Below are 26,213 nucleotides of genomic sequence, written 5' to 3'. Positions count from 1 at the left end.
ATGGAGCTTAATTTGGCATGGCGCCTGTTTAAGCGCGAGTTGCAACAGGGGCAGTTGTTATTGATTATCCTCGCCATTACCTTGGCGGTGCTGTCGGTTAGCGGTCTTGCGCGGGTCAGTGAGCGTTTGCAAGTTGCTATCAACGGACAAGCGACTCAGTTTATCGCCGCCGATCGTATTATCGACTCTCCCGTTCAAATTGACGCCAGCATTCTGGCCAAGGCCGAGGAGCTTGGCCTTAAGCATGTCACCAATATGCAATTTAATTCCATGGTGTATGCGGGGGATAAGTTTCAGTTAGTCACAGTGCGTGCGGTTGAGTCCGGTTATCCACTTAAGGGAGACATCGAACTTAAAGCGGTCAATGGCCAAGATGTAAAAGCCCAAGACTTGCCCCACGCCGATGAGGTGTGGTTCGAGAGTCGCTTAGGGGGACTCTTGGGATACCCGCAAACACTGGAATTAGGCAACAGTGAGTTTCGTTTAAGTCAAGAAATCAGCCGCTTACCCGATGCGGGTTTTAATCCGTTTGCTTCTTCCCCCGTGGTATTAATGCGGATAGAAGATGTCGCCAAGACTGGGGTTATCCAACCCGGCAGCCGAGTGACGTATCTGTATCAATTTGCCGGTGAAGAAAGCGCCTTAAGCGCCTTTGAAAATAGCGTTAAACCGCTGCTGAATAATTCCCAGCGCTGGGTCGATGTGCAGTCTGGCGACTCACCGATAGCGGGCGCGGTGAAGCGGGCGGAGCGTTTTTTACTGCTGGCAAGCTTGCTCGGTATTGCCCTTGCTTGCGCCGCGATTGGGATTGCCGCCCAGCGTTACTGCCAACGTCATTATGATGTGGTGGCTATGCTTAAAACCTTTGGTGCCTCGTCAACGCAAATTCGTCGACTATTTGGCATCCATTTATTGCTCGTAACGCTGTTTGGCATTGTGCTGGGGTTAATCGGCGGGGCACTGCTGGATTTAGGCATTAATCAACTGTTACCCCCTGAAATCGCTGCCTATTCGCCGCCATTGACACGACCGCTATTGCTTGGGATCAGCACTGGGCTTATCAGCGCTTTTATGTTTTCGGCCTATCCTTTAATGCGTTTACTGGCGATTCCGCCGCTGCGCGTTTTACAAAGACAACTCGAAGGCTTGCAGCTTGGCATGTGGCTGCATTTACTCTTAAGTTTAGGGGCGATGGCCCTGTTGGGATATTTGTATTCCCAAAGCTGGGCGCTGACACTGACGGTAGTCGCGGCTGTGCTGCTACTCGGCGTATTGCTCAGTATTTTAGGTTTTGTGATGATCCGCCTTGGCCACAGTGTCGGCATGAAAACCACCAACCCATTGCAACTGGCACTTGCGGGGTTACGCCGCCGTGCGCGGCAAAATGCGGTGCAACTGGTGGGCTTTAGTGCGGCTTTGGTATTGTTACTGACGATTTTGGCGCTTAGACAGGATTTACTCAACGAGTGGCAAAAACAGCTGCCCGAGAATGCACCTAACTATTTCTTGGTCAATATCGCCCCCGATGATGCTAAACCATTAAACGACTTTATGGCACAAAAGGGCATAGCAGCCACGGATATCTACCCCGTCATTCGTGGCCGGCTAACGCAAATTAATGGTGAGATCTTGATCTCTAACGAGCAGGCCGAGGCCGGAGAGAAGGGGCGAGTAGGGATTTCCCGCGAGCTTAATCTCACTTGGCGCAATAGCTTGCCTGCCAACAACGAGTTGATTGAAGGGCATTTTAATCAAGCTGCTGATGAGGTGTCGGTGGAATCCGGTGTTGCCGATCGTTTAGGGCTAAAACTGGGCGATACGCTGACCTATATGATTGATAACCAAGAGCTAAGGGTTAAGGTCGCCAGTATTCGTGCCGTGCACTGGGAAACATTACAGCCAAACTTCTTCATGATCTTCACCCAAGAAGCGTTGGCGCCCTTTGCCTATACCTCGATGGCAAGCTTTTACCTCGACGACAAAAATGCGGATGTACAAGGGAGTGGCGCACCAAAGAACACAGTGATCCTCGAACTTATTCAGCAGTTCCCTACGGTATCGATTATCGATGTCGGCGCCATGGTGGGGCAATTGCGGCAGATCATTGAGCAGGTGTCACTGTCGCTGACGCTGGTTTTGGTCCTCGTCTTACTAGCGAGTTCCTTAGTGCTTATCGCCCAAACCGAGGCGGGAATGGCGACGCGCCAGCGTGAACTCGCGGTGCTGCGTACCTTTGGCGCCTCGGGCTGGTTACTGCGTAGTGCCACTGGGCTTGAATTTGCCTTACTGGGGGGCATAGCTGGGGTGCTTGCAGTGATAGTGGCGGAATTTGCGCTGTATCTGTTAAAGACCCAAGTGTTTGAGCTCAACGTGTATATGCACTGGCCCTGGTGGGGGATTGCCCCAGTCTTCGGCGCCTTATTGGTCGCGCTGCTGGGTGTATGGCGCTGCCGCCAATTACTCAATCAATCCTGCGCTGAATTATTAAAAGTGGGCACTTAAGATGAGGTCAGTTTGGAGCTGAAGTAAACGCTGTAACACCTCATTTGTAAAATGAAAAGCACTGACATAACCAGTGCTTTTTTATTGGCGGTGAAATCGTTGCTATCATTGGATGACAACGATGATGACTTTACCGTTCAGTTCATTACAAAGCCTTGTAGGGTTACATTATAAAACTGAGGTAGCCCTGCAATACAATCAAATTGACGATATCGATAAAGAAGGCGCCGACAATCGGTACCACCATAAAGGCCTGAGGAGAAGGGCCAGTGCGCGATACCAGTGCGCCCATGTTCATCACTGCGGTTGGGGTGGCGCCCATACCAAAGCCACAGTGACCGCCAGTGATCACAGCTGCATCGTAATTGCTGCCCATCACTTTAAAGGTTACAAAATAGGCGAACAGCGCCAGCACGACGGTTTGCACCAACAGGATAATCAGTAGTGGGATCGCTAGATCTAAAATTTCCCACAACTTGAGATTCATCAATGCCATAGAGAGGAATAACGACAGTGCCACTGTGCCTATCACATCGATACTCTCAGTATGCGGTTTATAACCACGGGTGACTTCGGTGATGTTGGCGATGATAACGCCAAGAAACAGGGCATAGACAAAGTCTGGCATCTTGAGCCAATTCAGCTGATATTCGCTGACAAACACAGTAAACCATTTTGCCCCCGCAACGCAGATCAGCAGTACAAACAGGGTTTCGATGATTGTCTTGGCGGTAACTTGGTCCTCTTCGAGCTGATCATAGGTTACCAGTTGTGGATGCGTGGCGTGGTGCTTACGGCCCATGCCGTAACTAGATATCAGATTGTGCTTGCCAATGAGTCGCTGCGCGACAGGGCCACCGATAATACCGCCCATGACCAAGCCAAAGGTCGCCGCCGCCATGGCAAGTTCTAAGGTGTTGATGCCGTAGTTTTCGGCAAAGGTTTGTGACCAAGCAACACCTGTTCCATGGCCGCCAGAGAGGGTAATCGAGCCTGCGATAAGTCCTAAGATAGGGTCTAAACCAAGGAGGCTCGCGAGACTCACGCCAACCGCATTTTGAATAATAATATAGACCGAGGCCACGCCGAGAAAGATAAACACTTTCTTGCCGCCACTAAGCAGTAGCTTATAGTTAGCCGATAAACCTATGGTGCTGAAAAACATCAGCATTAAGGTATTTTGCATGGGTAAACTAAAGATGAGAGTGATGTCTTGGAAATGTAAAAAGGCAACGACTGCGGCGATGACCAGTCCACCTACGATAGGCTCTGGAATATTGTATTGTTTAAAAACACGCACATGGCGATTGATGGAATGGCCAATAAACAGCACGAAGATAGCAATTAAGAACGACTCGAGTTCGCCAATTGTGTAAGTGGTGTGCATGATAGTTCCTTACAAATGGTTTGTGTGGGAATACCGCTCGACTCAAGGTGAGTTAGGGTGACCCATCTCATTGTTTAGCTCTCGCTAATGCTAAGTGTTAAACGCGCGATCTAAGGACCGATTCTTGTCAATCCCCAAGGTTGGAGAAGAAATATTAAGCGCGAATATGAACCGTATTGGTATAGTTGATCAGCATCGCCACTGAGTGGGCGAGTACTGAAGATAATGGTCTTGCTTGGGGCGTTAACTGTGCTTCAGTGCGGGTGCTAACACGACAATATCGATAAGCAAGAGGCGAAAGTGTAACAGAAAAACGGGTTGATGTCGCTAAATAGTCTTTAGAATCATTGTGTTGCATTTATGTTTTGATGCTGTTGCCAAATCGGTCTAATCAGCCTTGTTGCACTAGGCTGATAAACAAATTCTATACTTGGTTTTTTATCTCTGATTTCTAAGTCATTCTTCAGCATCATATTAACGCTTGCCGATTGGCTTGATAACATTTTATTACCAAGCCAGTTACGGGGTATGAATGACGCCATAAAACAGATTAACTTGTGAGTAGGTCTTTAAGTGCTGGCTCAAGTTGAGCAAAACGGAAACTAAAGCCTGCGTCGAGCGCATGTTTGGGGAGAACAAATTGGCCTTCGATCAGCAGATCCGCCATTTCACCCATTGCGAGTCGTAAAACTGGTGCAGGTGCTGTCATAAAGGCTGGACGGTTTAATACTCTACCAAGAGTTTTAGAAAATTCAGCATTACTGACAGGATGGGGGGCTGTGGCATTAAATATGCCTTGGCAAGTTTCATGACAAAGTAGAAAGTCGATCAGGGCCACCATATCGTGGATATGTATCCAACTCATCCCTTGACGACCATGGCCTATAGGCCCACCAAGGCCGAGTTTAAAGGGTGGGAGCATTTTAGCTAGCGCACCGCCATGCCCAAGCACTATACCCGTGCGTAGGATACAAACACGGGTTTTAGTTGCAGCCTCTAGCGCGAGTCGCTCCCATTCTTTACAAATGTCATGGCTGAATTCAGGGTGGGGGGCTGCGTGTTCGTCAATCGTATTCGCGCCTTGACGGCCGTAAAAGCCAATTGCAGAGCCGCTTATCATCACCTGAGGTGGATTACTGCTTTGCAAAATCAGTTGGCTTAGTCTTGCGGTGATATTCCAGCGACTATCGCAGATGCGTTGTTTTTGCTGCGCACTCCAACGTTTAGCAACAATCGGTTCTCCGGCGAGATTGATCACGGCATCGATATGATTCAAATCATCAATTTCGTCTAAGGAGCTTAGATATTGATGCTGCGGGCCCAATAATTGCCGACTATTGGCAGGATGGCGAGTCAGCAATAACAGTTGGTGATGGTTGGCTAAATGGGCCACTAATTGCTGACCAATAAACCCACTTGCTCCCGTTATCAAAATCTTCATCGTCAAATCCTTAGGTGAGGGTGGCTTCTTTTATTTCAAACCTTATAAGCAATATACGACAACGGACAAGTGGGGATCACTTTATTGATTTTTTTGGTAACACAGTTCCATCGATACCGAATCAGCAAAGCGCAGGGCATGGGGCTTATCGATTTCGACACTGGCAAATTCAACCCAAGGATGTTCGCTGGCAATGGCTAAGGTTTGGCTGGTAAGGTTTTCAAGTAGTGAGAAGCGATTGTTTTCAATCAACTCAATGATCTTTTTTGTGATAGTACGATAATTAAGCGCATCATCGACATTATCGCTGTTGCGAGCTTTGGCGGCGCAGTAATGGATAACGACATTAATGATTACATCCTGCCTATTTTGGATTTCATCTTCTTTTATGCCGATAAAAGTGCGCAGTCTTAAGTTTTTAATGCGTATAATCGCGGTTTCTGGTTTCATAATAACAATCTAGTATCTAATGCTTAGGTGATTGAGTTTGAGACATTTCTTAGGCTAGCCTAACAACTTTATCGAAGATCAAGAAGGATTTTTACTCCATGACACGATCCAATTCGCCGACTGCCGCCTATAAAGGTTTTGCAGTTATGGCTTTTGTAGTGATTATTTTGGCAGGGATAAAGGCCGCCAGCCCGATTGTTGTTCCCTTTGTTTTATCCTGTTTTATTGCGGTGATTTGTAATCCAGCAATTGTCTTGATGACTAAGTATAGGTTGCCTAAATGGCTTGCCGTAATCCTGCTAATGGGGTTTATCGTGTTGATGGGCTTATGGCTCGCCTCTTTAGTGGGCAGTTCAATCAATGAGTTTTCTAAGCAGTTGCCCCAATATCGCGATCAGCTGGTGGAGCAGTTTTCTTGGGTGCTACATAAGTTACAGGCACTCAATATTCAAATCTCTAAGGAGCAAGTGTTAGCCTATTTTGACCCTGGCATGGCGCTATCCATGACCACCAATATGTTGTCGGGTGTGGGTAATGTGATGGCGAATTTGTTCCTTATCATCCTGACCATCGTCTTTATGCTATTTGAAGCGCAGTCTTTACCGAAAAAATTGCACTTGGCCTTGGATGATCCGGATATGCGCCTGCAACAGATTGACCGTTTTCTGCAATCGGTAAATCAATATATGGTGATTAAAACCCTCGTTAGTTTAGCGACGGGCTTGATCGTCGGTATTGGACTGGCCTTTATCGGTGTGGATTACGCGCTGCTTTGGGCGGTTATCGCCTTTTTATTCAACTATATTCCCAATATCGGTTCAATTATTGCTGCTATTCCTGCTGTATTGCTGGCCTTTATCCAATTAGGCCCCGCGGCTGCAGGCGGGACCGCGCTGCTTTACATCGGCGCGAATATGGTGATGGGCAATGTGGTCGAACCTAAATTTATGGGCCGCGGTCTCGGGCTTTCCACTTTAGTGGTATTTCTATCGTTAATTTTTTGGGGCTGGTTGTTGGGTTCTGTTGGCATGTTGTTGTCGGTTCCCTTAACCATGGTGGTTAAAATTGCCCTTGAATCCAGTAAGAGTGGTAGCTGGTTAGCCATTTTATTGTCCGATGATGTGGATGATAAACTGGTGAGCCAATCGACAAGCACTACTCCGGTTTTTGAACCTGTCGATACTCATCCAACTGATAAGAAGTAGTAGATAATGCAAGGTTTTATAGATGCACTGGCGACAATAAAAGTCAGTGAAGATGCCACGCGCTTATTCCACGGCCGCGGTGGACATTATCCAGGTTGCGAGCATCTTTGCTTAGATTGGTTCGCGCCCGTATTGTTATTGACCAGTTTTTCGGCCCTTGAAGCAGCTGAGCTCGCCCTTTGCCAACAGGCCATTACGGCACGTTGGCAAGTGATACAACCCAATCAGCCATTAAATTTGGTGTATCAATACCGCAGTGGTGGCGAAACCTTTAGTCAATTACTGGCGGGTGACGTGCCAGAGCCTCATTTCGTGACTGAAAATGGTGCGAGGTTTCAGGTACATTTACTGCGTGGTCAAAACCACGGTTTGTTCCTCGACATGGCCAATGGCCGTGAATGGGTGAGAGCCAATGCACGCCACAAGAAAGTGCTGAATTTGTTTGCTTACACCTGTGGATTCTCGGTGGCAGCACTGCAGGGCGGCGCCGATGAAGTGGTGAATATGGACATGAGTAAGGGAGCGCTGGCGATAGGTAAGCAGAATCATCTGCTGAATAGCTTTACCGCTGGCGCGCGTTTTTTAGGGCATGATATTTTTAAATCGTGGGGTAAATTGCGTAAGTTAGGCCCCTATGACATCGTGGTTGCTGATCCGCCGAGTAATCAAAAGGGCAGTTTTGTAGCAACTAAGGATTATGTGCGTTTGCTCAGGCATTTACCCGAGTTGTTAGCCGATAATGCTGAAGTCTTGCTTTGCTTAAATGCGCCAGAGCTTGACACTCAATTTTTGCGTCAGCAGGTTGAGGAGGCGGCTCCTGAGCTTGAATACCTTGAACGTTTACCTAACCCTGCATCCTTTGCAGACATCTCTGAGGAGAAATCATTAAAGGTGCTGCGGTATCGTTTAAAAGCGTAAACTACAGTAGTCATCAGGGTTAAGTGGCCTTGATGACTACTTTTATAGCATCCATATTACCTTTCTACGCAATTGCTCCCATTTTGCACTCATCTTCTTATATGCTTTATTTATCAACCACAATTCTTTAGCACATCATCCTACATCGGCTGAAAGTCTTTCATGGTTTAATACTGCTTTTTGGCATTTTCAACGATAAAGCACCGATTTCATCTTTAAGTTGGAAACAAAACTGAAAGTTTTCTGTAATTGTTGATTTTGCTTTGGTATACTCAGCGCCACGGAAATTCCCTTTCCTCATGGGCAAAATGTCTGCATAGAACGACATGCCTTTGCGACCTTACAAAATCGAGCAGGAGTTGTTATGGAAGTTCATGAATACGAAAACGCTTACTACCAAGTTAAAGACGATGTGATGACGTCTTTACCTGCGCAGAACGAAGAAGAAGCGGTCTAAGTTCTGTAAGCCATTCGCTTACAGGACAATTCTGAGTCTGAAGTAACAAATACAAGCACATGAAAATAGCAACCTTAGGGTTGCTATTTTTTTATCTGAGTTCGGATATTCGTTTGATGCGTTATCAACCTATTAGCCATTGACCTTACGTTTTTCGGGCATAATCTCAACGATAATCCATTTACCGCTTATTTTATGCAGGCGAATTGTTCTGTCATCAATCCAAGGTTGCCCTCCCTTTAAGCCCTTCATCTTGACGACCACCATAACGTCTTTGGTGAACTTACGGAAAAAGTCGATATCAATATCATCAATTTCCATTTCGACATTAGTCATAGACAGGCTAAGCACATTACGTTGTACTGCGGCAGCGATATAGTAGTGGGTGAGTACCTCTTTGAGCTGCTCATTAACATACTGCTTGGCTTTTTCGACATCTCGGTCAACATAAATGGCGCTAAAAAAGCCTAGGCTGACTTCTTCGGGCGTGAGCACGTGTTGTTCTTTGTCTGTGGGTTCGCCACAGCCAAACAAAAACAGTAATGAAAGGAAAAATAAGGTTCTCATGGCTTTTAGTTATAGGAATTTGTCACGAGTATCGCGATTTTAGCGGCTATGTTCAAGTTTTGTAATAATGGGCATCTTTGGCGAGAATGTCTTGACTCCTGTCCAATGGTTGTGGCATACCTTAAAGGATTCGCTTTTTAGGTTATCCACAGAATCTGTGGAAAAGTATGTTGAAGACTAGATGGATACTTTATAAGTGTCTGATACTCTAGCGCTTTATTGGCTGGTTAAAAAGTGACGCCTTTCTGTTAAGCCTTATTTCTGGCCTTTCCTTGTGGATATTTTTATAAAACTTTCCAGTCTATTCACAGCGTTTGTTTTTCATCAGCAACATTTTCACCGTATTTTGGCTTTAATTTAAGCGTTTAATACTGTCTATTTTGCGACCATTTGCCTCTGGAAATAAAAAAGCACTGAACAAATCAGTGCTTTTAGCTTGAGCGTGTTGTTAGCTCAATTTACGATTTTTTAGCATCGTTTTGTGACGCTTGAATTGCCGTGAGGGCGATAGTGTAGACGATGTCATCCACTAACGCACCGCGGGATAAGTCGTTCACAGGTTTACGCATGCCTTGTAGCATTGGGCCAATACTGATCAGGTCAGCACTACGTTGTACTGCCTTGTATGTAGTGTTACCCGTGTTGAGATCGGGGAACACAAACACTGTGGCTTGACCAGCTACAGGGCTGTTAGGTGCCTTAGAGCGAGCCACGTTTGGCATAACGGCCGCGTCATATTGCAGTGGACCGTCAATAACCAGATCAGGACGTTTTTCTTTGGCGATACGAGTGGCTTCACGTACTTTATCCACATCTGAACCAGTACCTGAGTTACCCGTTGAGTAGCTGATCATCGCTACTCTAGGCTCGATACCGAAGGCTTTAGCAGATTCTGCCGATTGAATCGCGATATCGGCCAGTTGTTCAGCATTAGGATCGGGGTTAATCGCGCAGTCACCGTAAACCAGCACTTGATCTGGCATCAACATAAAGAAGATGGAAGAAACAAGGCTCGAGCCTGGGGCTGTTTTTATCAATTGTAGCGGTGGACGGATGGTGTTGGCGGTGGTGTTAACCGCGCCAGAGACAATGCCATCGACTTCGTCTTGTGCCAGCATCATAGTGCCTAGCACCATGTTGTCTTCTAACTGCTCTTTGGCAACGACTTCGGTTAAGCCTTTACTACGGCGTAGATCCAACATTGGCTCTACATAGCGATCACGTACTTCATCGGGGTCGACAATGACAACGCCTTCACCCAGCACGACATCTTGCTGAGCCGCTATACGCAGAATTTCATCTTTTTTACCTAATAGCACGCAACGCGCGATACCACGTTCAGCACAAATGGCCGCGGCTTTGATCGTACGAGGTTCATCACCTTCAGGCAGCACCACGGTTTTGTGGGCGGCACGGGCAAGCTCGGTTAGCTTGTAACGGAACGCTGGTGGTGACAGGCGATGTTCCCGCGGAGAGTTTTTCGTGACGCTCTCAATCCACGTTTGGTCGATATGGCTAGCGACATATTCCTGCACTAAGTCGATACGTACCGCATCATCCACTGGCACTTCATGGTCGAAGCGTTGGATATTTAATGAGGTTTGCCAAGTATTGGTATCAATCAGGAAAACCGGTAAACCTGTCTCAAAAGCTTGTTCACAGAGTTTAAGGATCTCTGGCTCAGGCTCGTAGCTACCTGTCAGCAGCAGGGCACCAATCTTCACGCCGTTCATGGCGGCAAGACACGCTGATACGATCACATCGGAGCGATCGCCAGAAGTCACCAGTAAAGAGTCTGTCTTAATATGGTTGACCATATTAGGTAAGCTGCGAGCACAGAAGGTGACTTTACGTAGACGGCGAATATTCATCTCACCGGCATTAAGAATCCGTGCGCGTAAGTGTTTAGCTAAATCAGAGGCGCGTGGTGCGACTAAGTCTAGGTTGTAAGGCACGCTACCTAAAATGCGCAGTGGGCTCTTACCCGGCAGTTGGAACATGATAGAGGCATCAGAGCGTTGTACACCTTGATGATCAAACACTTCTGATAAGTCAGGGCGTGCACGACCTTCATCGTCCACCGGTGCACCAATCTTGTTGATCACGGCACCAATCAGACGTTTGTTGTTTTTGCCACCCCAAGAGTTGTAGGCAATTTCGAGGCGATTCATTAACCCTGTTGGAGTATCACTGCCAGGAGTGGCAATGAAAATCACGTCAGCATCCATAGCTTTAGCGATAGCGTAGTTAACGTCATCGGCAAAGGGATGGTTGCGGGTAGGTACCAGACCTTCAACAATCAGGGTTTCGGTGTTGCTGGCGCATTCTGCGGCGCGGGCAATGATTTGCTCCATCAGCACATCGGTTTGATCGGCGCGGATCAACGCTTCAGCATGGGCCATATCGAAGGGCTCTAACGGATTAACCGTTGGCGATTTGCTTAAAATCGTGGTTGAGCGTTCTGGACCGTTGTCATTCGGACGAAGCTGTGAAATAGGCTTAAAGAATTGGACTTTTACCCCGTGGCGCTCTAAGGCGCGCACCATACCAAGGCTTAAGGAGGTCAGGCCGACTCCTGTACCTATGGGGATTAACATAATATTTCGAGACATAAAAACCTCTAAGTTCGATGGTTTTTGGCAGAGTAGTCTCTGCGGATTTGCTTGTGTTTGTTTAGTTGTAGGTCACTAATAATAAAGCCGTTTGACGACGCAAACGGCTTAATGAGTCTTATTATTTACTAATGAGTTTAATTGAATCTTCGGCGATAACCCACTCTTCGTTGGTTGGGATGACCATAGCGACAGTACTGTTGTCGGCGGTGATAATGCCTTTTTTACCGAAGCGTGCCGCTTTGTTGCGCTCGCTATCAACATGGAAATTAAAGATTTGCAGCATGTTGAGCACTTTCTCGCGGATAATATCGGAGTTTTCACCAATACCGCCAGTAAAGACTACGGCATCTAAACGACCGAGCGGCACAGTGTAAGACGCGATATATTTCGCTAGACGGTAGCAGAAAATCTCCAGTGCTAAGGTTGCACCTTTATGGCCATCGGCATAACCTTCTTCGATGCCACGGCAGTCGTTAGTCAGTTCAGAAATCCCCAGCAGACCACTTTGCTTGTTCATCAGGTTGTTGACTTCTTCCAGCGTGTAACCGAGTTGGTGTACTAAGTGGTAGATGATAGATGGGTCGAGATCGCCACAGCGTGTGCCCATGACTAAGCCTTCAAGCGGCGTCAGTCCCATTGAGGTATCAACGCTCTTACCGCCTTTAACCGCTGTCACAGAGGCACCGTTACCTAAGTGCGCGCAGATCACATTGGTTTCTTCTAAAGGCTTGTTCAACACTTTAGCGGCTTCACGGCTGACAAACAGGTGGCTAGTGCCGTGCATGCCATAACGACGGATACCGTGCTCACGGTACAATTTGTATGGCAGGGCGTAGATGAAAGCGCGCTCTGGCATACTTTGGTGGAACGCAGTATCGAACACCGCCACTTGGGGCAGTTTAGGGAAAGATGCAATGGCCGCGCGAATGCCGATAAGGTGCGCAGGGTTATGCAGCGGTGCTAGTGAAGAACATTCTTCAATACCTTTGATCACATGCTCGTCGATGATCACAGAGCGGGTGAACTTTTCTCCACCGTGCACGATACGGTGACCTACGGCTTGAATTTGTGCGGCTAATTCAGGTTGACCCGCGAGGATTTTATTGACGATAAATTCAACGGCTTCACGGTGAGCGGTGAATGCACCTAAAGAGGACTCATGTTTTTCACCGTTGATTTTCCATTTAATGCGCGAGTCTTCTAAGCCAAAACACTCGGCGAGGCCAGAGATCTGATCGTCACCTGTTTGCGCGTCAATGACGGCAAATTTGAGTGAGGAGCTACCGCAATTGAGTACTAAAACCAGTTTATTAGACATGTGTAAACCTTTTGCCATTGTGTTTAAGTTAACGATTCAAAATCTTGGGAACACGCGAGTAATTTGCCATCACAGTCTTGGGGCGTAGTGCCAGATTGTGCTATGGTAAAAGCAGTATTCCTCTGTAGTAGGTGTCTAAAATTGAGTCTCAATATTCTCAAAACCTTAGGTGACGGTCGTCGTTATATGAAGACGTGGCCTATGGTTAGACAACTGGGTTTGTATTTTCCTGAGTATCGGGTGGTACGCGCCACTCAGCTTGCCATTCTGGTGATGCCAGTATTGGCAATTTTAGCGAGTGTGAGTCAGCTCTATACCTATGGTTGGGGATTTTTACCCCAAGCACTCACGATCGCATTGTTTTTTATCAGCTTGCCATTGCAGGGCTTGTTATGGCTTGGCTGGCGTGCGCGCCATCCATTACCGTTATCGCTGTTCGACTGGAGTAATCAGTTGAGTGCGAAATTGTCTGCCATGGGCATTCATTGCCAATCCTTGGGCGCTAAGGCGTGTTACCTTGATATGGCGCTCATCTTAAAAATAGCCTTTGAGCGCTTAGATGCCAGTTATTGGGAGGAGCTTTAAGCCTCCCTTGGCGCTTAATATGCCGCGTTAATCCCCTGTGAGCTAAACACGGCTTTAATTTTTTCCATGGTTTCGCGACTAGGTGGTGCGACACCATCGAGTTGATAGCTTTCTCCCATCGCTTCCCACTTGTGTTTACCAAGCTCGTGGTAGGGCAGGAGTTCTACTTTTTCAATATTCTTCATGGGTTTGATAAATTCGGCCAGTTGTAATGCCGAGGCTTCATCATCAGTAAATCCACCCACGACCACATAACGTATCCAAGTTGGCTGATTGCGTTTGGCGAGGTACTCGGCAAATTGCAGCGTTCTGTGGTTGCTAACCTTGGTCAGTTCAATGTGTTTATCGTCATTCATCTGTTTGATATCGAGCAACACCAGATCGGTATTATCGAGTAGCTCATCAATCACTGGCGTGTACTTACGCACAAAGCCATTGGTATCTAAACAGGTATGAATGCCTTCTTTTTTACAGGCTTTAAAGAGTTCGGCGACAAACTCCGCTTGTAATATGGCTTCGCCGCCGCTAGCGGTGACGCCGCCGTTGCTGGCATCGAGGAAGGGGCGGTAGCTAATGATTTGGCTCATTAACTCGTCGACTTGTACTTCCTTACCGCCATCGAGATCCCAAGTATCACGGTTGTGGCAATATTGGCAGCGCATTAAACAGCCCTGCATAAAGGTGATAAACCGTATGCCTGGACCATCCACTGTGCCAAAGGATTCCACTGAGTGGATCCGACCGGTAACTGCCATTGTGACTCCTGTTGAAATAAGTGAGGCTGTAGCACATTGTACTACAGCCTTACCTAATTTAGCTTACAGACCTTTTGTGAACGTACGCGTGATCACATCTTGTTGCTGTTCTGGAGTCAGTGAGTTGAAGCGAACTGCATAACCAGAAACACGAATGGTCAGTTGTGGATACTTGTCTGGGTTGACAACCGCATCCTCGAGCATTTCACGGTTCATCACGTTCACGTTCAAGTGTTGACCGCCTTCGTGTCCTTCGTTGTGGGCAAAATATCCGTCCATCAACGCCGCCAGGTTAGTACGGCGACCGTCTTCATCTTTACCTAGGGCATTAGGTACGATAGAGAAGGTGTAAGAGATACCGTCCTGAGCGTGGGCGAAAGGCAGTTTAGCCACTGAGGTTAACGAGGCGATTGCGCCTTTTTCATCACGGCCATGCATTGGGTTTGCACCCGGTGCAAATGGCGCACCTGAACGACGACCGTCTGGGGTGTTACCGGTTTTCTTACCATAAACTACGTTCGAGGTGATGGTCAGAATTGACTGCGTTGGGATCGCGTTGCGGTACATTTTACGGTCGCGAATTTTCGCCATAAAACGTTCAACTAAGTCACAGGCGATATCGTCAACACGTGGGTCGTTGTTACCAAATTTTGGATAGTCACCACTGATCTCAAAGTCAACGGCAATGCCATTTTCATCACGTACAGGTTTAACTTGAGCGTACTTGATGGCTGACAGTGAGTCGGCTGCGATTGAAAGCCCTGCGATACCACAGGCCATAGTGCGACGTACATCTCTGTCGTGCAGCGCCATTAGCGCAGCTTCGTAGGAGTACTTGTCGTGCATGTAGTGAATGGCGTTCAGTGCTGTGACATATTGCGTTGCTAACCAATCCATTAAACCGTCTAAGCGATTCATCACATCATCAAAGTTCAGCACTTCGTCAGTGATTGGGTCGGCTTTTGGCGCGATTTGGATTTTCAGTTTTTCGTCAACGCCGCCGTTAATCGCATACAACATGGTTTTCGCTAAGTTAGCGCGAGCACCGAAGAACTGCATGTGTTTACCCACAACCATAGGGCTCACGCAGCAAGCGATCGCATAATCGTCAGATTGGAAATCTGGACGCATTAAGTCATCGTTTTCGTACTGAATTGAGCTGGTGTCGATAGACACTTTTGCGCAGTACTTTTTAAAGCCAACAGGCAGTTTTTCAGACCAGAGCACAGTGATATTTGGCTCAGGGCTTGGGCCCATGGTGTATAGCGTGTTCAAGAAACGGAAGCTTGATTTGGTCACCAGTGTACGGCCATCTAAGCCCATACCGCCGATAGATTCGGTTGCCCAAATTGGATCGCCTGAGAATAACTCATCGTATTCTGGAGTACGTAGGAAACGCACCATACGCAGTTTCATCACGAAATGGTCAATCATTTCTTGAGCTTGTTGCTCAGTGATAACGCCGTTTTTCAGATCGCGCTCGATGTAGATATCGAGGAATGATGAAGTACGGCCTAAAGACATTGCCGCGCCGTTTTGGCTCTTAACCGCAGCTAAGTAGCCAAAATATGTCCATTGGATCGCTTCTTTGGCGTTTGCGGCTGGGCGAGAAATATCGAAACCGTATTTCGCGGCCATTTTCTTCATTTGGCCCAGTGCGCGGTGCTGCTCGGCAATTTCTTCACGCAGTTGGATAACGTTAGATAAATCTTCGCCGGCTTCAAACTGGGCTTGCAGCGAGCTGAACTGGGCAAATTTATCCTTCATTAAGAAGTCGATACCGTAAAGTGCAACACGGCGATAGTCACCGATGATACGGCCACGGCCATAGGCATCGGGTAAACCGGTTAATACACCGGATTTACGACACGCCATGATTTCAGGGGTGTAGACGTCGAATACGCCTTGGTTGTGGGTTTTACGCAGTTCTGAATAAATGTATTTAACATCTTCATCTAGTACGCGATCGTAGGCGGCGCATGAGCTTTCCACCATACGAATACCACCGTTAGGTAACATAGCGCGCTTGAGAGGCGCGTCGGTTTGTAAACCAACAATAGTTTCTAAATCTTTATTGATATAACCCGCGTCATGGGAAGTGATGGTTGAGACCATCTTAGTATCGAAATCTACTGGCGCGTGGGTGCGGTTTTCTTGCTTGATGCCTTCCATCACTTTGTCCCACAACTGGGTTGTGGCTTCGGTGGCACCGGCTAGAAATGACTCGTCACCTTCATAGGGAGCATAGTTTTGTTGAATAAAGTCACGTACATTGACTTCAGATTTCCAATCGCCAGGGGTAAAACCTTCCCATGCGTTGGCAAACAGTTCAGTTTTGTCGGTCATCGTACTAATACCTTTTGGTTGAGATAAAGGTCATTGGCGCTCATGGTGTAAGCCATGTTGAGTATAGGCCAATTGCTATTTCCTGATTAAAGCTCCCTTCAAGATGACGCCCTATGATGGGAACTGGAACTTGGGGATGTTTATCGCGCCAAGTGTCTGTCTATTGATACCCGATAAGATGACAAATATACGTTTAACGTGGATTATCGGCTATCGATAACTCTTTTTATAAATTGGTAAGACCAATTATCCATAAGCATATTAACATAGCTCTTACTGTCTCGCATCTTAAACGGGCGAGTTTGTACTCTGTTAATCTTAAATTTGCTAGCGAGGTAGCATTTTTTTAGCACAATAAGGATTAAAGCACGCTTTTGTTGGCCCATTGCGGGCTGAAGCTATCGCTTATTTAACAGACTGTCGCGCTTTTAACCGGCGAAAGCTATCACCGTATCGATTGATTTTTAATGGTTACGATTTAATCTCCAATGAGCAGGTAAAGCTGGGATGACAAAGGCCTGATTATACGGAATGCTTGGCGGTGCTAAAGCATTTAAAGATAAGGATGTTGATGCGGAATATTGTTGTGTCGGGCTTCGAATACTGTGATTTCTTGTTGAGCCGCTATTTAAAAGATTACAGCACTTAGTCAACAACCCGCCATCTCAGTGAAGGATACTTATGCTTCACTCACTCTGTATAAGGTTAAATCTGCTTAATCTAGTCAGTGAATAATGCTTAGATGGGCGGTGATAAATTGGCAAAATGCAAACAAAATTGGTATGACCAATTAACCTTTTGTGTTTGCCTCTTCAAAAATTTTACATTTTACCTGTGAATAACATCACGCTTTGGCAATCTCTGCTTCACAGCGAATACGATTTGTATGTTACAAAGCGTGACTTTAGTGAGTCATCATTTAAGCAAGTCTTAATGTAAATTTTGATTGGTTTGATCTGCGCTTGGGCGCTGTAGGAGAGACCTATGTTGCAAGTTCGCGTTTGTTTATCGGGTTTGGGAGTTCAGTTATGAAAGACTCACATGCTAACGCTCCACAGACATCATCAAATGGTCATGAGCCTGTGCAGGTTTCTTCGCATTTTAGTTGTTATCACCAGGCTGAAATTTACGGTAAAAGCAAAGTGGTTAAGGCGCCTTGGCAATCCTTTGGTTTAGCGGTATTTGCGGGTGCCTTTATTGCTTTAGCCTTTGTGTTTTACCTGACCGTCACCACGGGCGCGGGCGATAGTGCATGGGGCTTAGTACGTCTTGTGGGCGGTATCGCCTTTAGCTTAGGGTTAATTTTGGTCGTGATTTGCGGCGGCGAGTTGTTCACTAGTTCAGTCTTAAGCAGTGTGGCTTGGGCGCAAAAACAAGTGACTACCAGTGAGTTACTCAAATGCTGGACGCGAGTTTACCTAGGCAACTTTGTCGGCGCCATGTTAATGGTCGGCTTGATTATGGCGGCGGGCTTATATGAGCTTGATGGCGGAAATTGGGGACTAAATGCTTTAAAGGTCTCACAACATAAGCTGCACCATACATGGATTCAAGCATTTAGCTTAGGTATTTTATGTAATATGCTGGTATGTCTTGGTATTTGGATGACCTTCGCCAGCCGAGAATCGCTAACCAAAGCCATTTTATTGATCCTACCTGTAGCCATGTTTGTTAGTAGCGGTTTTGAGCACAGCATTGCAAACCTGTTTATGGTGCCGTTTGGGATAACAATTCAAGCTGTGGCAAGTCCGGAGTTTTTTGCTTCTTTAGGTATTACCCAAGAACAATTTGCTGATTTAACGGTAACAAATTTTGTATTCAATAACTTAATTCCTGTGACCTTAGGCAACATCGTCGGCGGCGGCGTGATTGTTGGCCTCGGCTATTGGTGGATTGAGCAAGGACAACTTGCCTTACCCGATCCACAAAAATCCCATCAGGCTCATTTTTTCGCGTCACCATTGCATACTGAAAAGGCGAAAAATAGCCAAGAGACTAAGTCATTAAGGGACTAAGTAATTAAGAGAAAGTAATCAAGAGAGTAAGTCACTTAGGTTTGTGAGTCTCTCTTTGAGTGATATTTGCCTTAGGCTCATAAAAAAATGCCCAGTTTTACTGGGCATTTTTTGTTTTTTCACCGCAAAGGCTTTTTTATGCAGATTACTTGTTTGTGATAGATGTGACCATTTTGCATATTCATGCAAGTGAATGAAGATTTTATATACTGATTTAAAGCGCTTTAGTTTATAGTGCGGCCTTTTCCGTTTGACATAAAATGGCGCATCTATGACGACTCCACCTTCGACGAATCAGCCAACAGAAGCAGCTCAGACTGCTCCGGCATCATCCGCTTCACACACTCCCTCACCATTTCAAATGCCCGATACCTTAGTGATCATCTTTTTTGTGGCATTGCTTGCGGGATTAATGACTTACTTTATCCCCATCGGGTCGTTTCAAACCCAAGAGGTGCATTATCTAACGGATGGTGTCGATAAAGCGCGGACGGTGGTCGACCCTACTTCTTTTGCCTATCAATTGGATGCTGCGGGCGAGCCTAAATTGCAACCTGTGGCATTGTTTAAAGGCGAGGGCGGGGTTGGCTTTTTTAACTTCGCCTTTGAGGGCCTAACTTCAGGATCTAAATGGGGCAGTGCGATTGGCGTGATCATGTTCATGCTGGTGATTGGCGGCTCTTTTGGGGTGGTGATGGCCACAGGCACCATAGATAACGGCATCTTAAAGTTAATCGATAAAACCCGTGGCAATGAAAAGTTATTTATTCCGGTGATATTTACGCTGTTTTCCCTTGGTGGCGCCGTGTTTGGCATGGGAGAAGAGGCCATAGCTTTTGCCATTATTATCTGCCCATTAATGATCCGTTTGGGCTATGACGGCATCACCACTGTGATGGTGACCTATGTGGCGACTCAAATTGGTTTTGCCAGTTCTTGGATGAATCCCTTCAGTGTGGCGATTGCACAGGGTATTGCGGGAATACCGGTTCTTTCGGGCAGTGAGTTTCGCTTTCCTATGTGGCTTGGATTCACCTTGCTCGGGATTGTCTTTACTATGCGTTACGCCCATCGCATTCAGCAGCAACCCAGTTTATCCCATAGTTTTCAGTCCGATGCTTATTTTCGAGAGCATCATGCCAATACGACATTAGAGAGTCGCTTTAATCTTGGCGATATACTGGTTTTAGCATTGTTAGTGCTCACTATGGGATGGGTGATTTGGGGCGTAGTGGTAAAAGCTTGGTTTATCCCTGAGATTGCCAGTCAGTTTTTTACCATGGGTATGGTAGCTGGCGTCATTGGCTGTGTGTTTAAACTTAATGGATTGACGCTTAACAAGGTGGCGCAGAGTTTTAAGGACGGCGCTAAAACCATGTTAGAGCCTGCTCTTTTAGTGGGATGTGCCTCGGGGATTTTACTGCTCCTTGGCGGCGGTGCACCGACTGAACCGAGCGTGTTAAATACGGTACTTAACAGTGCTGGCGGGGTGATTGGCCATCTGCCTGATGCGCTCTCGGCGTGGTTTATGTTGCTGTTTCAATCTGTATTCAACTTTTTTGTGACATCAGGGTCAGGGCAGGCTGCCTTGACTATGCCACTGATGGCACCTCTTTCTGACATCGTTGGTGTGACGCGCCAAGTGGCGGTATTGGCCTTTCAATTAGGCGATGGGCTCACCAATATCATTGTACCTACTTCAGCGTCTTTGATGGCCACTCTTGGCGTATGCCGCGTCGATTGGGGCAACTGGCTGAAATTTGTCTGGCGTTTTATGTTGCTGCTGATGTTGGTCTCAAGTGTGCTGGTGATTGGCGCGCATTATCTTGGATTTAACTAGCAGCGAGGATTTAGCTAGGCGCTAGGGCAACCTAAAACAGCGGGTAAATAGGCTAAGGGCTAACTCAGTCGAACGGTGAAAAAGGAGATAAAAAAACGGCATCCGAAGATGCCGTTTTTGTTGATACTAATTTATATTAGAACTTTTGAGTATAAGTCATTGTGTATGTACGTCCGTATAGGTTGTACAGTGATGAATCATATTCTAAGTCAGAGTTTAGTACAGGGTCTTCGTTAGTTAAGTTACGGATACCAAAGCCAATTTTACCATTCCAAGACGTATTATAAGCGTAGCTTAAGTCAAACGTTGTTTGGGACGTTAAGTGACCGATTTGTTGATATGTCTTAGGATCGGTACGTTCTGCTTGACTGTCGATATATTGAGAAATAATCGATGCCGAATGTTCGCCATAAGTCCAGTCAATTGCCCAAGTGAAGCGAATTTGTGGCATACCATTGCGACCAATCTTGTCGTTTACAGGACCATCAAAATACTCTTCTTCGTCATAGTTCAATACGTAAGTTAAGTCGTAGCTTGTACCAAACTCACCGATTGCTGTTTCAAAGCCAGAGTAAGTGATGTTGAAGTCAATACCTGAGGTTTCAAAACCATTGCCGTTTGCTTTTGGTGTAGTAGCGGCCAGTAATTTACCATCTGCAGTGTTACCTGCACGGACAATTTCACCACGGCTTAAGTTGCCATAACCTACTTTTTGTTCTTCTTTTAGCAGTGAGTCTAAAGACACAAAAGTGATTACGTCATCAATCTTCAGGTTGTAGTACTCAACTTTAGTGCTTAGGTTATCTGTAATATCCCATACTAAGCCTAAGTTGTAGAAGTCTGAAGTTTCAGGATCAAGCTCTTTGTTTGCTTTACGTGTCACGTCATACTGTTTTGCCTTACATTCGGCAACAGGCGTACCTTGTACGTCACAGTAGTGGTAGTCAGTTGCAGTATCAGCACTAAATGCATCTGCAGCGAGTAAGTCAGATAATGACGGAGCACGGAAACCTTGTCCCCAAGAAGCGCGGAAAACAACACCATCAATAACTTGGTATCTTAATGCAACTTTAGGCGTAGTCGCTGAACCAAAGTCTGAGTATTTGTCGTAGCGGTAAGCTAAGTTCAACTCTAAATCTTCAGTTACAGGGATGATAGATTCCGCAAATACAGCGTAAACATCACGGTCGCCTGATGAACCATTACCAGATGAACCAATAACATCACCGGCAGCAGTTTGCGCATCTACGTTCGCTTCGTATTTGTATTGAAGTGCTTCGGCACCCACATACCAACCAATGTTACCCGCTGGTAGTTCAATGGCCTCAAAGTTCACACCAGCATTCAGACTTTGGAATTCCATGATGTCTTGCTTGAGTGTTTGATGCGCCATGTCGGCGATAACAGAGGCAGAGTTACCTTCTGGACCGAAATTAAAGATACCGTCTTTAACATATTTTTCTACAGTCGGTCTGTGAACATAACCAGTACCATAGTTGCTGTTTTCAGCTAGGTTATAGTGGTAAGTCACATCCCAACCAAAGCTATCGTGACTACCCACTAATCCTAATTGGATATCAGTGCTGTAATCGATAGTGTTGGCATCGCGAGTCCCTACATCGGTAAAACGATAGTAAACACGGCCCGCATTTTGGTTTTTGCTTACACCAGTCATGTTGCCAGCGGCATCATAGTTTTGAACGTCTACTTGACCTGGAGCAACGTTGAACCAACCTGCGGCCGGGGCATATCGACCGAAGGTTTCATTGCGCGCGAAAAGGCCCTGTCCTTTGAAGGTAATTTCATCAGACAGTTCATATTCACCATTCACATAACCTGCAGTGTATGAACGTGCAGCATGGTCAGCAGCTTCTGAGGTATAGTCATAACCACAAACATAGTCACCACTACCTGCATCATAAATGTGGCCGCCGCCAACCATTTTCGGGTTATTACACGCAGTAAGTGGTTGGAAACCACCAGTTGTCATATCTAAGAAGTTACGGGCATAGATAGACACACCAGTGGTATCATCAAACTTAGGTGCTAAAACGTTGGTTGAGCTAGAGAACCAACGGTCACGTTGATAAATGATTTCACGATTTAAGTGTTCAAATGAGAAGGTCACGTTACCTTTTTCACCGACAGTACCACCCACAATGTGGGCTTTCCATTCTTCACCACCGTCCTGTGTCGGTTGTGTTGCTGTCGCTGAAACTTCTAGGCCTTCATAACCCTGTTTCAAAATAATGTTAACTACACCTGCTACCGCATCTGAACCATAAACCGCTGATGCGCCATCGGTTAACACTTCAACACGTTCAATCGCCGCAGTAGGGATAGTGTTCAAGTTGACGGCAGTACCACCTAAAGTGGGTGAACCAGGCATACGTTTGCCATTTAATAATACTAATGTACGGTCTGAACCTGCACCACGTAAGTTAATCGTGGCTTGAGACTGAGCGCTGCTACCTGAACGTTCAGAAAAAGAACCGAATGAGTTTAAGTTACTTCTTCTTAGAACATCAGTAATACTTAATTCGCCGGTCTTTTCAATTTGTGAAGCATCAATTGTAGTGACAGGTGAAGAACCTTCTAGATCGGTACGCTTAATACGTGAACCTGTTACTTCGATACGTTCAACTTTAGCACCATCTTCAGCAGCGATGGCTACAGAAGTTGATAATGCTGCCGTGGTCGCACCACCAATTAACGCAAAGCGAATCGCTTTAGCTAATACTGAATTAGCACGCATGTTATTCTCCCTAACTCTTATTTATTATTTCGTTTTTATTTTATTAAAAGGATTCTTTTGTAAATTAAAGAGTGTTCCTTTTAATTAGGTTCAGGATATAACCACAAGAATATAACAAGTGCAACAGTGTTAAGTTTTAACGAAATGTTAATTTTTGTTGTTAAAACAGAACAAACATGCGCTTCATCCCATTTTTGATATCTTTTATTATGTTTTCTATGATTAAAATGTTTTTTAATGGTTTAATTTGTTTAAGATTTGTTGTTTTTCGTTTTGATTTTGTTTGTTTTTGTTTTCTATTTTGGTTTTGGTGGTATTTTAAATTTATTTCTTAATGAAAATATTATTTTATAGTCTATTGTACTGTTTGGTTTGATGGTTTTGAACTTAAGTTTAATTTAATGTTTGGCGTATCGTTTATTTTTTGCTAAGCATGATGTTTAATCAAAAAGGTATATATCTATTTTGGGTTGAATTTTTAACATACTCCGTATCGTTTTTTATGAATGTTAAATAGATAAAAGGAGTGAATATAAATTCACTCCTTTTATTCTGTATGTCATATTATTAGTTTGCTTATTAATTAATCTGTTTTTATACGGTTATCTATACTGATTATTTGTACTCAACTTGTTGGCTGGTAAAAATATTATCAATTGGGTTGGGTATGTAATGGGCTAAATACCGTATAGCGACATAACAAACGACTAAGGTGGCAACCCCAAGTTCGAAGTCTGCAAGTAACCTTACCCATTGGGTGAGGTCGCTCATTTGACTAAATTGCGCGAGCCAGTGGGCGGTTTTAAACAGTGCTGTCGCGCCGATTACCATGGGAAAGGTGAACGCAGCATAGCCTGGGCTAAAGGGCAATTTGAGTAGATGGAAAAAAGCGAGATAAATCACAGCTGTCATCAATACTGCAATACTGGCCAATACGGCGACTAAGGCAATTGATGGCTGCTCGCACACGGTTAGGTAACCTGCAAGTGATAAGCTGGCTGGCGCAGCGAGGATGGCAATGGTGGGTTTAGCTGCATCGGGTACGGCCTGACAGAAGATTAATCGATAGAGCATCAATGGCAACATGACTAAATATGCGATCATACCGAAAGCTAGGATCAAGTTCACTAACCAAGGCGCGCCATTACTTGGGAAGGATACTGCCGCGACTATGATACCAATAGGTGGTACAAACCAGCTAGGCACCATATGTTCGAGTTTGAAGTCGATAGCGCGGAAGTAGATAAAAGCGCCTAGAAAGATGACATGGATAGCAATGGCGGTTAGCCAAAGGATTAAGCCTGCATGGGGGAAATAATGGCCGAGTAGGTTTGAAACAACCATTAGCGCCATGGCGAATGTCGGGATTACGCTACCGACGACGGGATGGCTGAGTTCGTTCTTCAGCACTGTGGGATGCAGTATAAATTTTGCTGCAAGCAGTATTAGTAAGACAGAAGCAATAACGGCTCCCGTCAATTGGCCCCAACCATTGAGTGAGGGCATCACACTTTCCCAGGTCCAACCTAAGCTTGCAATCGCAAGGGCGAGACCGCCCATAGGGCTAGGTAATTTTGCTGCCTGTGCCGTCCAACGTTTACGTTTTGAAGTCATGTTCGTTACCTCTCAACACTGACATTAATTCGATGTATCTATTTGTTAATGTCAGTGTATGACTGAGGTGTTGATAAATAAAATTGATTAATTTTATTCATAGATTCAAATTTAATTACTTTCAAGGTTTGCGTTTACAACGCAGCAAAGTATGCCCAAGACCAAGGTTATCAGTGTCTTCATCGACGTATAAACCCGCTTGATGTAGTAACTTTATCAAGTCCTTAGAGTGGTACATACGGCTATTACCATTGGCTATTGCAGTAAAATACAAGCTCGTCGCATTGACGCAATAGGCTGAGGCGGCGGAGGGTTGTCTGTCCCAGAAGGTTTCGACAATGAATAACTGGCTGTTTGGTGTCATCGCCTGAGCGGTACGTTGCAGAATGCTGAAGATTTGCTCTTTAGAGAAGCAATCGAGGAACTGGCTCATCCAATAGGTATCGGCACCTTCGACAAAGGGACGTGATTCATCGAGCAAATCGGTGGCAAAGATGTGGATCCGCTCGGCAAATCCATGCTTGGCGGCATTGTCTTTGGCGACGGCTAATTGCCCGGGGAAGTCCATTAGAGTGACTTCAACCTCAGGATTAAATTCGCAGCAGCTAAGTGCCCATTTACCCGTATTTCCGCCAATATCGACTAAGTGCCTGGGAGAGTGGGCAAACACTAATGGTAAAATCTGTGGAAAAGCATGATCAGAATAATAGTGATCGAAGGTAAACCAGCTGTCCTTAGCATCAGCTGGTAAATCCTTAAGAGCAGGGTAAATCGTCTGCCAATCGCCAAATACTGCTAAGCCCGAGGGTTTACCCGTTACTAGCGCTTTATCGAGTTGAAACAGACCTTGATAACACACGTCCTGCACAAAATTGAGGTTAATGGCCGCCATATCATCGTGCAGTAAAAAATAGCCTGTTTTATCGAGCACATAGGCATCGCCATTGAGCCATACCAGTCCCATGCTCAATCCCATATCGAGTAACACGCCAAGGGCGTATTCGTTTAACACACTGGTTTGCGCGAGTTGAGCAATGTTCAGCCCTTGTTCGCCTGCTCGGTCAATGGTGGCTAATACTTCAAACTTCAGTAGGCAATGGGCTACCTGAAAGCTAATAGGTGCAAAGGCGATCTTTTGCGCCTCAAACTTAGCATCAAAGGCACTTAATTCTTTCGGCGAGTGGTAAAAAGACATAAAAAACGGGCGTTAACATTGAGGAGGCCTATTTATAACGCACTGAATTGTTAAAGCTAGTTTGGCACGGGAAAACTATGAGCTGCGTCCTACTTAATCTATGGATCAATATCATTGGTTAATGATATCTAGTGAATGAGGTTCGTTATTTGGGAGGTGTTTCGAGACTCAATGGTGCATGGTTTAGCAAATTGCTACAAAAAACTGAAACCTCAACAGGCTATAGCAGTAAGTGTTACACTGGAGGA

The 26,213-nt window shown here is 45.7% G+C and carries 18 protein-coding genes; 6 read left to right on the top strand and 12 right to left on the bottom strand.

The features are described 5' to 3' along the window. A complete protein-coding gene (locus HG547_RS11270) occupies window positions 1-2,502 on the top strand; it encodes an FtsX-like permease family protein (RefSeq protein ID WP_169547873.1) in 2,502 nt (833 codons plus the stop codon). A 163-nt stretch (window positions 2,503-2,665) separates the two neighbouring features. On the opposite strand, the gene gltS is transcribed toward HG547_RS11270, so the two are convergent. The 4 genes from gltS to folX form a co-directional block, all read right to left on the bottom strand. Beyond that, on the bottom strand, window positions 2,666-3,889 hold the full coding sequence (gene gltS, locus HG547_RS11265; RefSeq protein ID WP_037426727.1) for a sodium/glutamate symporter: 1,224 nt from the start codon (window positions 3,887-3,889) through the stop codon (window positions 2,666-2,668). Between the two features lie 154 nt (window positions 3,890-4,043). After that, complete coding sequence (locus tag HG547_RS11260; RefSeq protein ID WP_139122675.1) at window positions 4,044-4,247, bottom strand: hypothetical protein; 204 nt, start codon at window positions 4,245-4,247, stop codon at window positions 4,044-4,046. A 192-nt stretch (window positions 4,248-4,439) separates the two neighbouring features. Next, a complete protein-coding gene (locus HG547_RS11255) occupies window positions 4,440-5,330 on the bottom strand; it encodes a TIGR01777 family oxidoreductase (protein ID WP_037426729.1) in 891 nt (296 codons plus the stop codon). 81 nt (window positions 5,331-5,411) lie between these two features. Then, the gene (gene folX / locus HG547_RS11250; RefSeq protein WP_037419769.1) at window positions 5,412-5,780 is read right to left on the bottom strand and encodes a dihydroneopterin triphosphate 2'-epimerase; all 369 of its coding nucleotides are present in this window, start codon (window positions 5,778-5,780) and stop codon (window positions 5,412-5,414) included. 98 nt (window positions 5,781-5,878) lie between these two features. Here folX and HG547_RS11245 point away from each other — a divergent pair, with 98 nt between their 5' ends. Further along, window positions 5,879-6,985, top strand: coding sequence for an AI-2E family transporter (locus HG547_RS11245; protein WP_037426731.1), 1,107 nt, complete (start codon window positions 5,879-5,881; stop codon window positions 6,983-6,985). Window positions 6,986-6,991: 6 nt separating this feature from the next. Next, complete coding sequence (locus tag HG547_RS11240; protein ID WP_169547872.1) at window positions 6,992-7,903, top strand: class I SAM-dependent methyltransferase; 912 nt, start codon at window positions 6,992-6,994, stop codon at window positions 7,901-7,903. A 589-nt stretch (window positions 7,904-8,492) separates the two neighbouring features. On the opposite strand, the gene HG547_RS11235 is transcribed toward HG547_RS11240, so the two are convergent. From HG547_RS11235 to ackA, 3 genes are all read right to left on the bottom strand, one after another. Beyond that, the gene (locus HG547_RS11235) at window positions 8,493-8,927 is read right to left on the bottom strand and encodes a hypothetical protein (protein ID WP_144346156.1); all 435 of its coding nucleotides are present in this window, start codon (window positions 8,925-8,927) and stop codon (window positions 8,493-8,495) included. Window positions 8,928-9,385: 458 nt separating this feature from the next. Then, complete coding sequence (gene pta / locus HG547_RS11230) at window positions 9,386-11,539, bottom strand: phosphate acetyltransferase (RefSeq protein WP_037419786.1); 2,154 nt, start codon at window positions 11,537-11,539, stop codon at window positions 9,386-9,388. Between the two features lie 121 nt (window positions 11,540-11,660). Beyond that, window positions 11,661-12,860 carry an acetate kinase gene (gene ackA / locus HG547_RS11225; RefSeq protein ID WP_037419788.1) on the bottom strand — a complete coding sequence of 400 codons (1,200 nt, stop codon included), beginning with the start codon at window positions 12,858-12,860 and terminating at the stop codon, window positions 11,661-11,663. 141 nt (window positions 12,861-13,001) lie between these two features. Between ackA and yfbV the strand changes: the two genes are divergently transcribed. After that, window positions 13,002-13,445, top strand: coding sequence for a terminus macrodomain insulation protein YfbV (gene yfbV, locus HG547_RS11220; RefSeq protein ID WP_086023991.1), 444 nt, complete (start codon window positions 13,002-13,004; stop codon window positions 13,443-13,445). 14 nt (window positions 13,446-13,459) lie between these two features. Here the strand turns inward: yfbV and pflA are convergent, their stop codons facing one another. Both pflA and pflB read right to left on the bottom strand, forming a co-directional pair. Next, window positions 13,460-14,200, bottom strand: coding sequence for a pyruvate formate lyase 1-activating protein (pflA, locus tag HG547_RS11215; protein WP_037419790.1), 741 nt, complete (start codon window positions 14,198-14,200; stop codon window positions 13,460-13,462). A gap of 63 nt (window positions 14,201-14,263) precedes the next feature. Further along, window positions 14,264-16,546 carry a formate C-acetyltransferase gene (gene pflB, locus HG547_RS11210; protein ID WP_169547871.1) on the bottom strand — a complete coding sequence of 761 codons (2,283 nt, stop codon included), beginning with the start codon at window positions 16,544-16,546 and terminating at the stop codon, window positions 14,264-14,266. A gap of 1,028 nt (window positions 16,547-17,574) precedes the next feature. Here pflB and focA point away from each other — a divergent pair. Together focA and yfcC are read left to right on the top strand one after the other, a co-directional pair. Next, the gene (gene focA, locus HG547_RS11205; RefSeq protein WP_169547870.1) at window positions 17,575-18,561 is read left to right on the top strand and encodes a formate transporter FocA; all 987 of its coding nucleotides are present in this window, start codon (window positions 17,575-17,577) and stop codon (window positions 18,559-18,561) included. A gap of 271 nt (window positions 18,562-18,832) precedes the next feature. Further along, on the top strand, window positions 18,833-20,401 hold the full coding sequence (gene yfcC, locus HG547_RS11200; RefSeq protein WP_169547869.1) for a putative basic amino acid antiporter YfcC: 1,569 nt from the start codon (window positions 18,833-18,835) through the stop codon (window positions 20,399-20,401). A gap of 136 nt (window positions 20,402-20,537) precedes the next feature. Here yfcC and HG547_RS11195 read toward each other — a convergent pair whose 3' ends face one another. The 3 genes from HG547_RS11195 to HG547_RS11185 form a co-directional block, all read right to left on the bottom strand. Then, window positions 20,538-23,156, bottom strand: coding sequence for a TonB-dependent receptor (locus tag HG547_RS11195; protein ID WP_169547868.1), 2,619 nt, complete (start codon window positions 23,154-23,156; stop codon window positions 20,538-20,540). A 615-nt stretch (window positions 23,157-23,771) separates the two neighbouring features. Next, window positions 23,772-24,770, bottom strand: a complete 999-nt coding sequence (locus HG547_RS11190; protein WP_169547867.1) for a TDT family transporter — start codon at window positions 24,768-24,770, stop codon at window positions 23,772-23,774. 121 nt (window positions 24,771-24,891) lie between these two features. Beyond that, window positions 24,892-25,965 carry a methyltransferase gene (locus HG547_RS11185; protein WP_169547866.1) on the bottom strand — a complete coding sequence of 358 codons (1,074 nt, stop codon included), beginning with the start codon at window positions 25,963-25,965 and terminating at the stop codon, window positions 24,892-24,894. Window positions 25,966-26,213: the final 248 nt, after the last annotated feature.

It is taken from the genome of Shewanella sp. DNRA4 (assembly GCF_012843185.1).
In the GTDB taxonomy this organism is placed as follows: Bacteria; Pseudomonadota; Gammaproteobacteria; order Enterobacterales; family Shewanellaceae; genus Shewanella; species Shewanella xiamenensis.
Note: the sequence above shows the minus strand (reverse complement) of the source record. Positions and strands in the feature narration are given on the sequence as shown.

Coding starts and splice junctions, on each gene's coding strand:
- HG547_RS11270 (WP_169547873.1), top strand. CDS start 1: ATGGAGCTTAATTTGGCATGGCGCCTGTTTAAGCGCGAGTTGCAACAG.
- gltS (WP_037426727.1), bottom strand. CDS start 3,889: ATGCACACCACTTACACAATTGGCGAACTCGAGTCGTTCTTAATTGCT.
- HG547_RS11260 (WP_139122675.1), bottom strand. CDS start 4,247: ATGCAACACAATGATTCTAAAGACTATTTAGCGACATCAACCCGTTTT.
- HG547_RS11255 (WP_037426729.1), bottom strand. CDS start 5,330: ATGAAGATTTTGATAACGGGAGCAAGTGGGTTTATTGGTCAGCAATTA.
- folX (WP_037419769.1), bottom strand. CDS start 5,780: ATGAAACCAGAAACCGCGATTATACGCATTAAAAACTTAAGACTGCGC.
- HG547_RS11245 (WP_037426731.1), top strand. CDS start 5,879: ATGACACGATCCAATTCGCCGACTGCCGCCTATAAAGGTTTTGCAGTT.
- HG547_RS11240 (WP_169547872.1), top strand. CDS start 6,992: ATGCAAGGTTTTATAGATGCACTGGCGACAATAAAAGTCAGTGAAGAT.
- HG547_RS11235 (WP_144346156.1), bottom strand. CDS start 8,927: ATGAGAACCTTATTTTTCCTTTCATTACTGTTTTTGTTTGGCTGTGGC.
- pta (WP_037419786.1), bottom strand. CDS start 11,539: ATGTCTCGAAATATTATGTTAATCCCCATAGGTACAGGAGTCGGCCTG.
- ackA (WP_037419788.1), bottom strand. CDS start 12,860: ATGTCTAATAAACTGGTTTTAGTACTCAATTGCGGTAGCTCCTCACTC.
- pflA (WP_037419790.1), bottom strand. CDS start 14,200: ATGGCAGTTACCGGTCGGATCCACTCAGTGGAATCCTTTGGCACAGTG.
- pflB (WP_169547871.1), bottom strand. CDS start 16,546: ATGACCGACAAAACTGAACTGTTTGCCAACGCATGGGAAGGTTTTACC.
- focA (WP_169547870.1), top strand. CDS start 17,575: ATGAAAGACTCACATGCTAACGCTCCACAGACATCATCAAATGGTCAT.
- yfcC (WP_169547869.1), top strand. CDS start 18,833: ATGACGACTCCACCTTCGACGAATCAGCCAACAGAAGCAGCTCAGACT.
- HG547_RS11195 (WP_169547868.1), bottom strand. CDS start 23,156: ATGCGTGCTAATTCAGTATTAGCTAAAGCGATTCGCTTTGCGTTAATT.
- HG547_RS11190 (WP_169547867.1), bottom strand. CDS start 24,770: ATGACTTCAAAACGTAAACGTTGGACGGCACAGGCAGCAAAATTACCT.
- HG547_RS11185 (WP_169547866.1), bottom strand. CDS start 25,965: ATGTCTTTTTACCACTCGCCGAAAGAATTAAGTGCCTTTGATGCTAAG.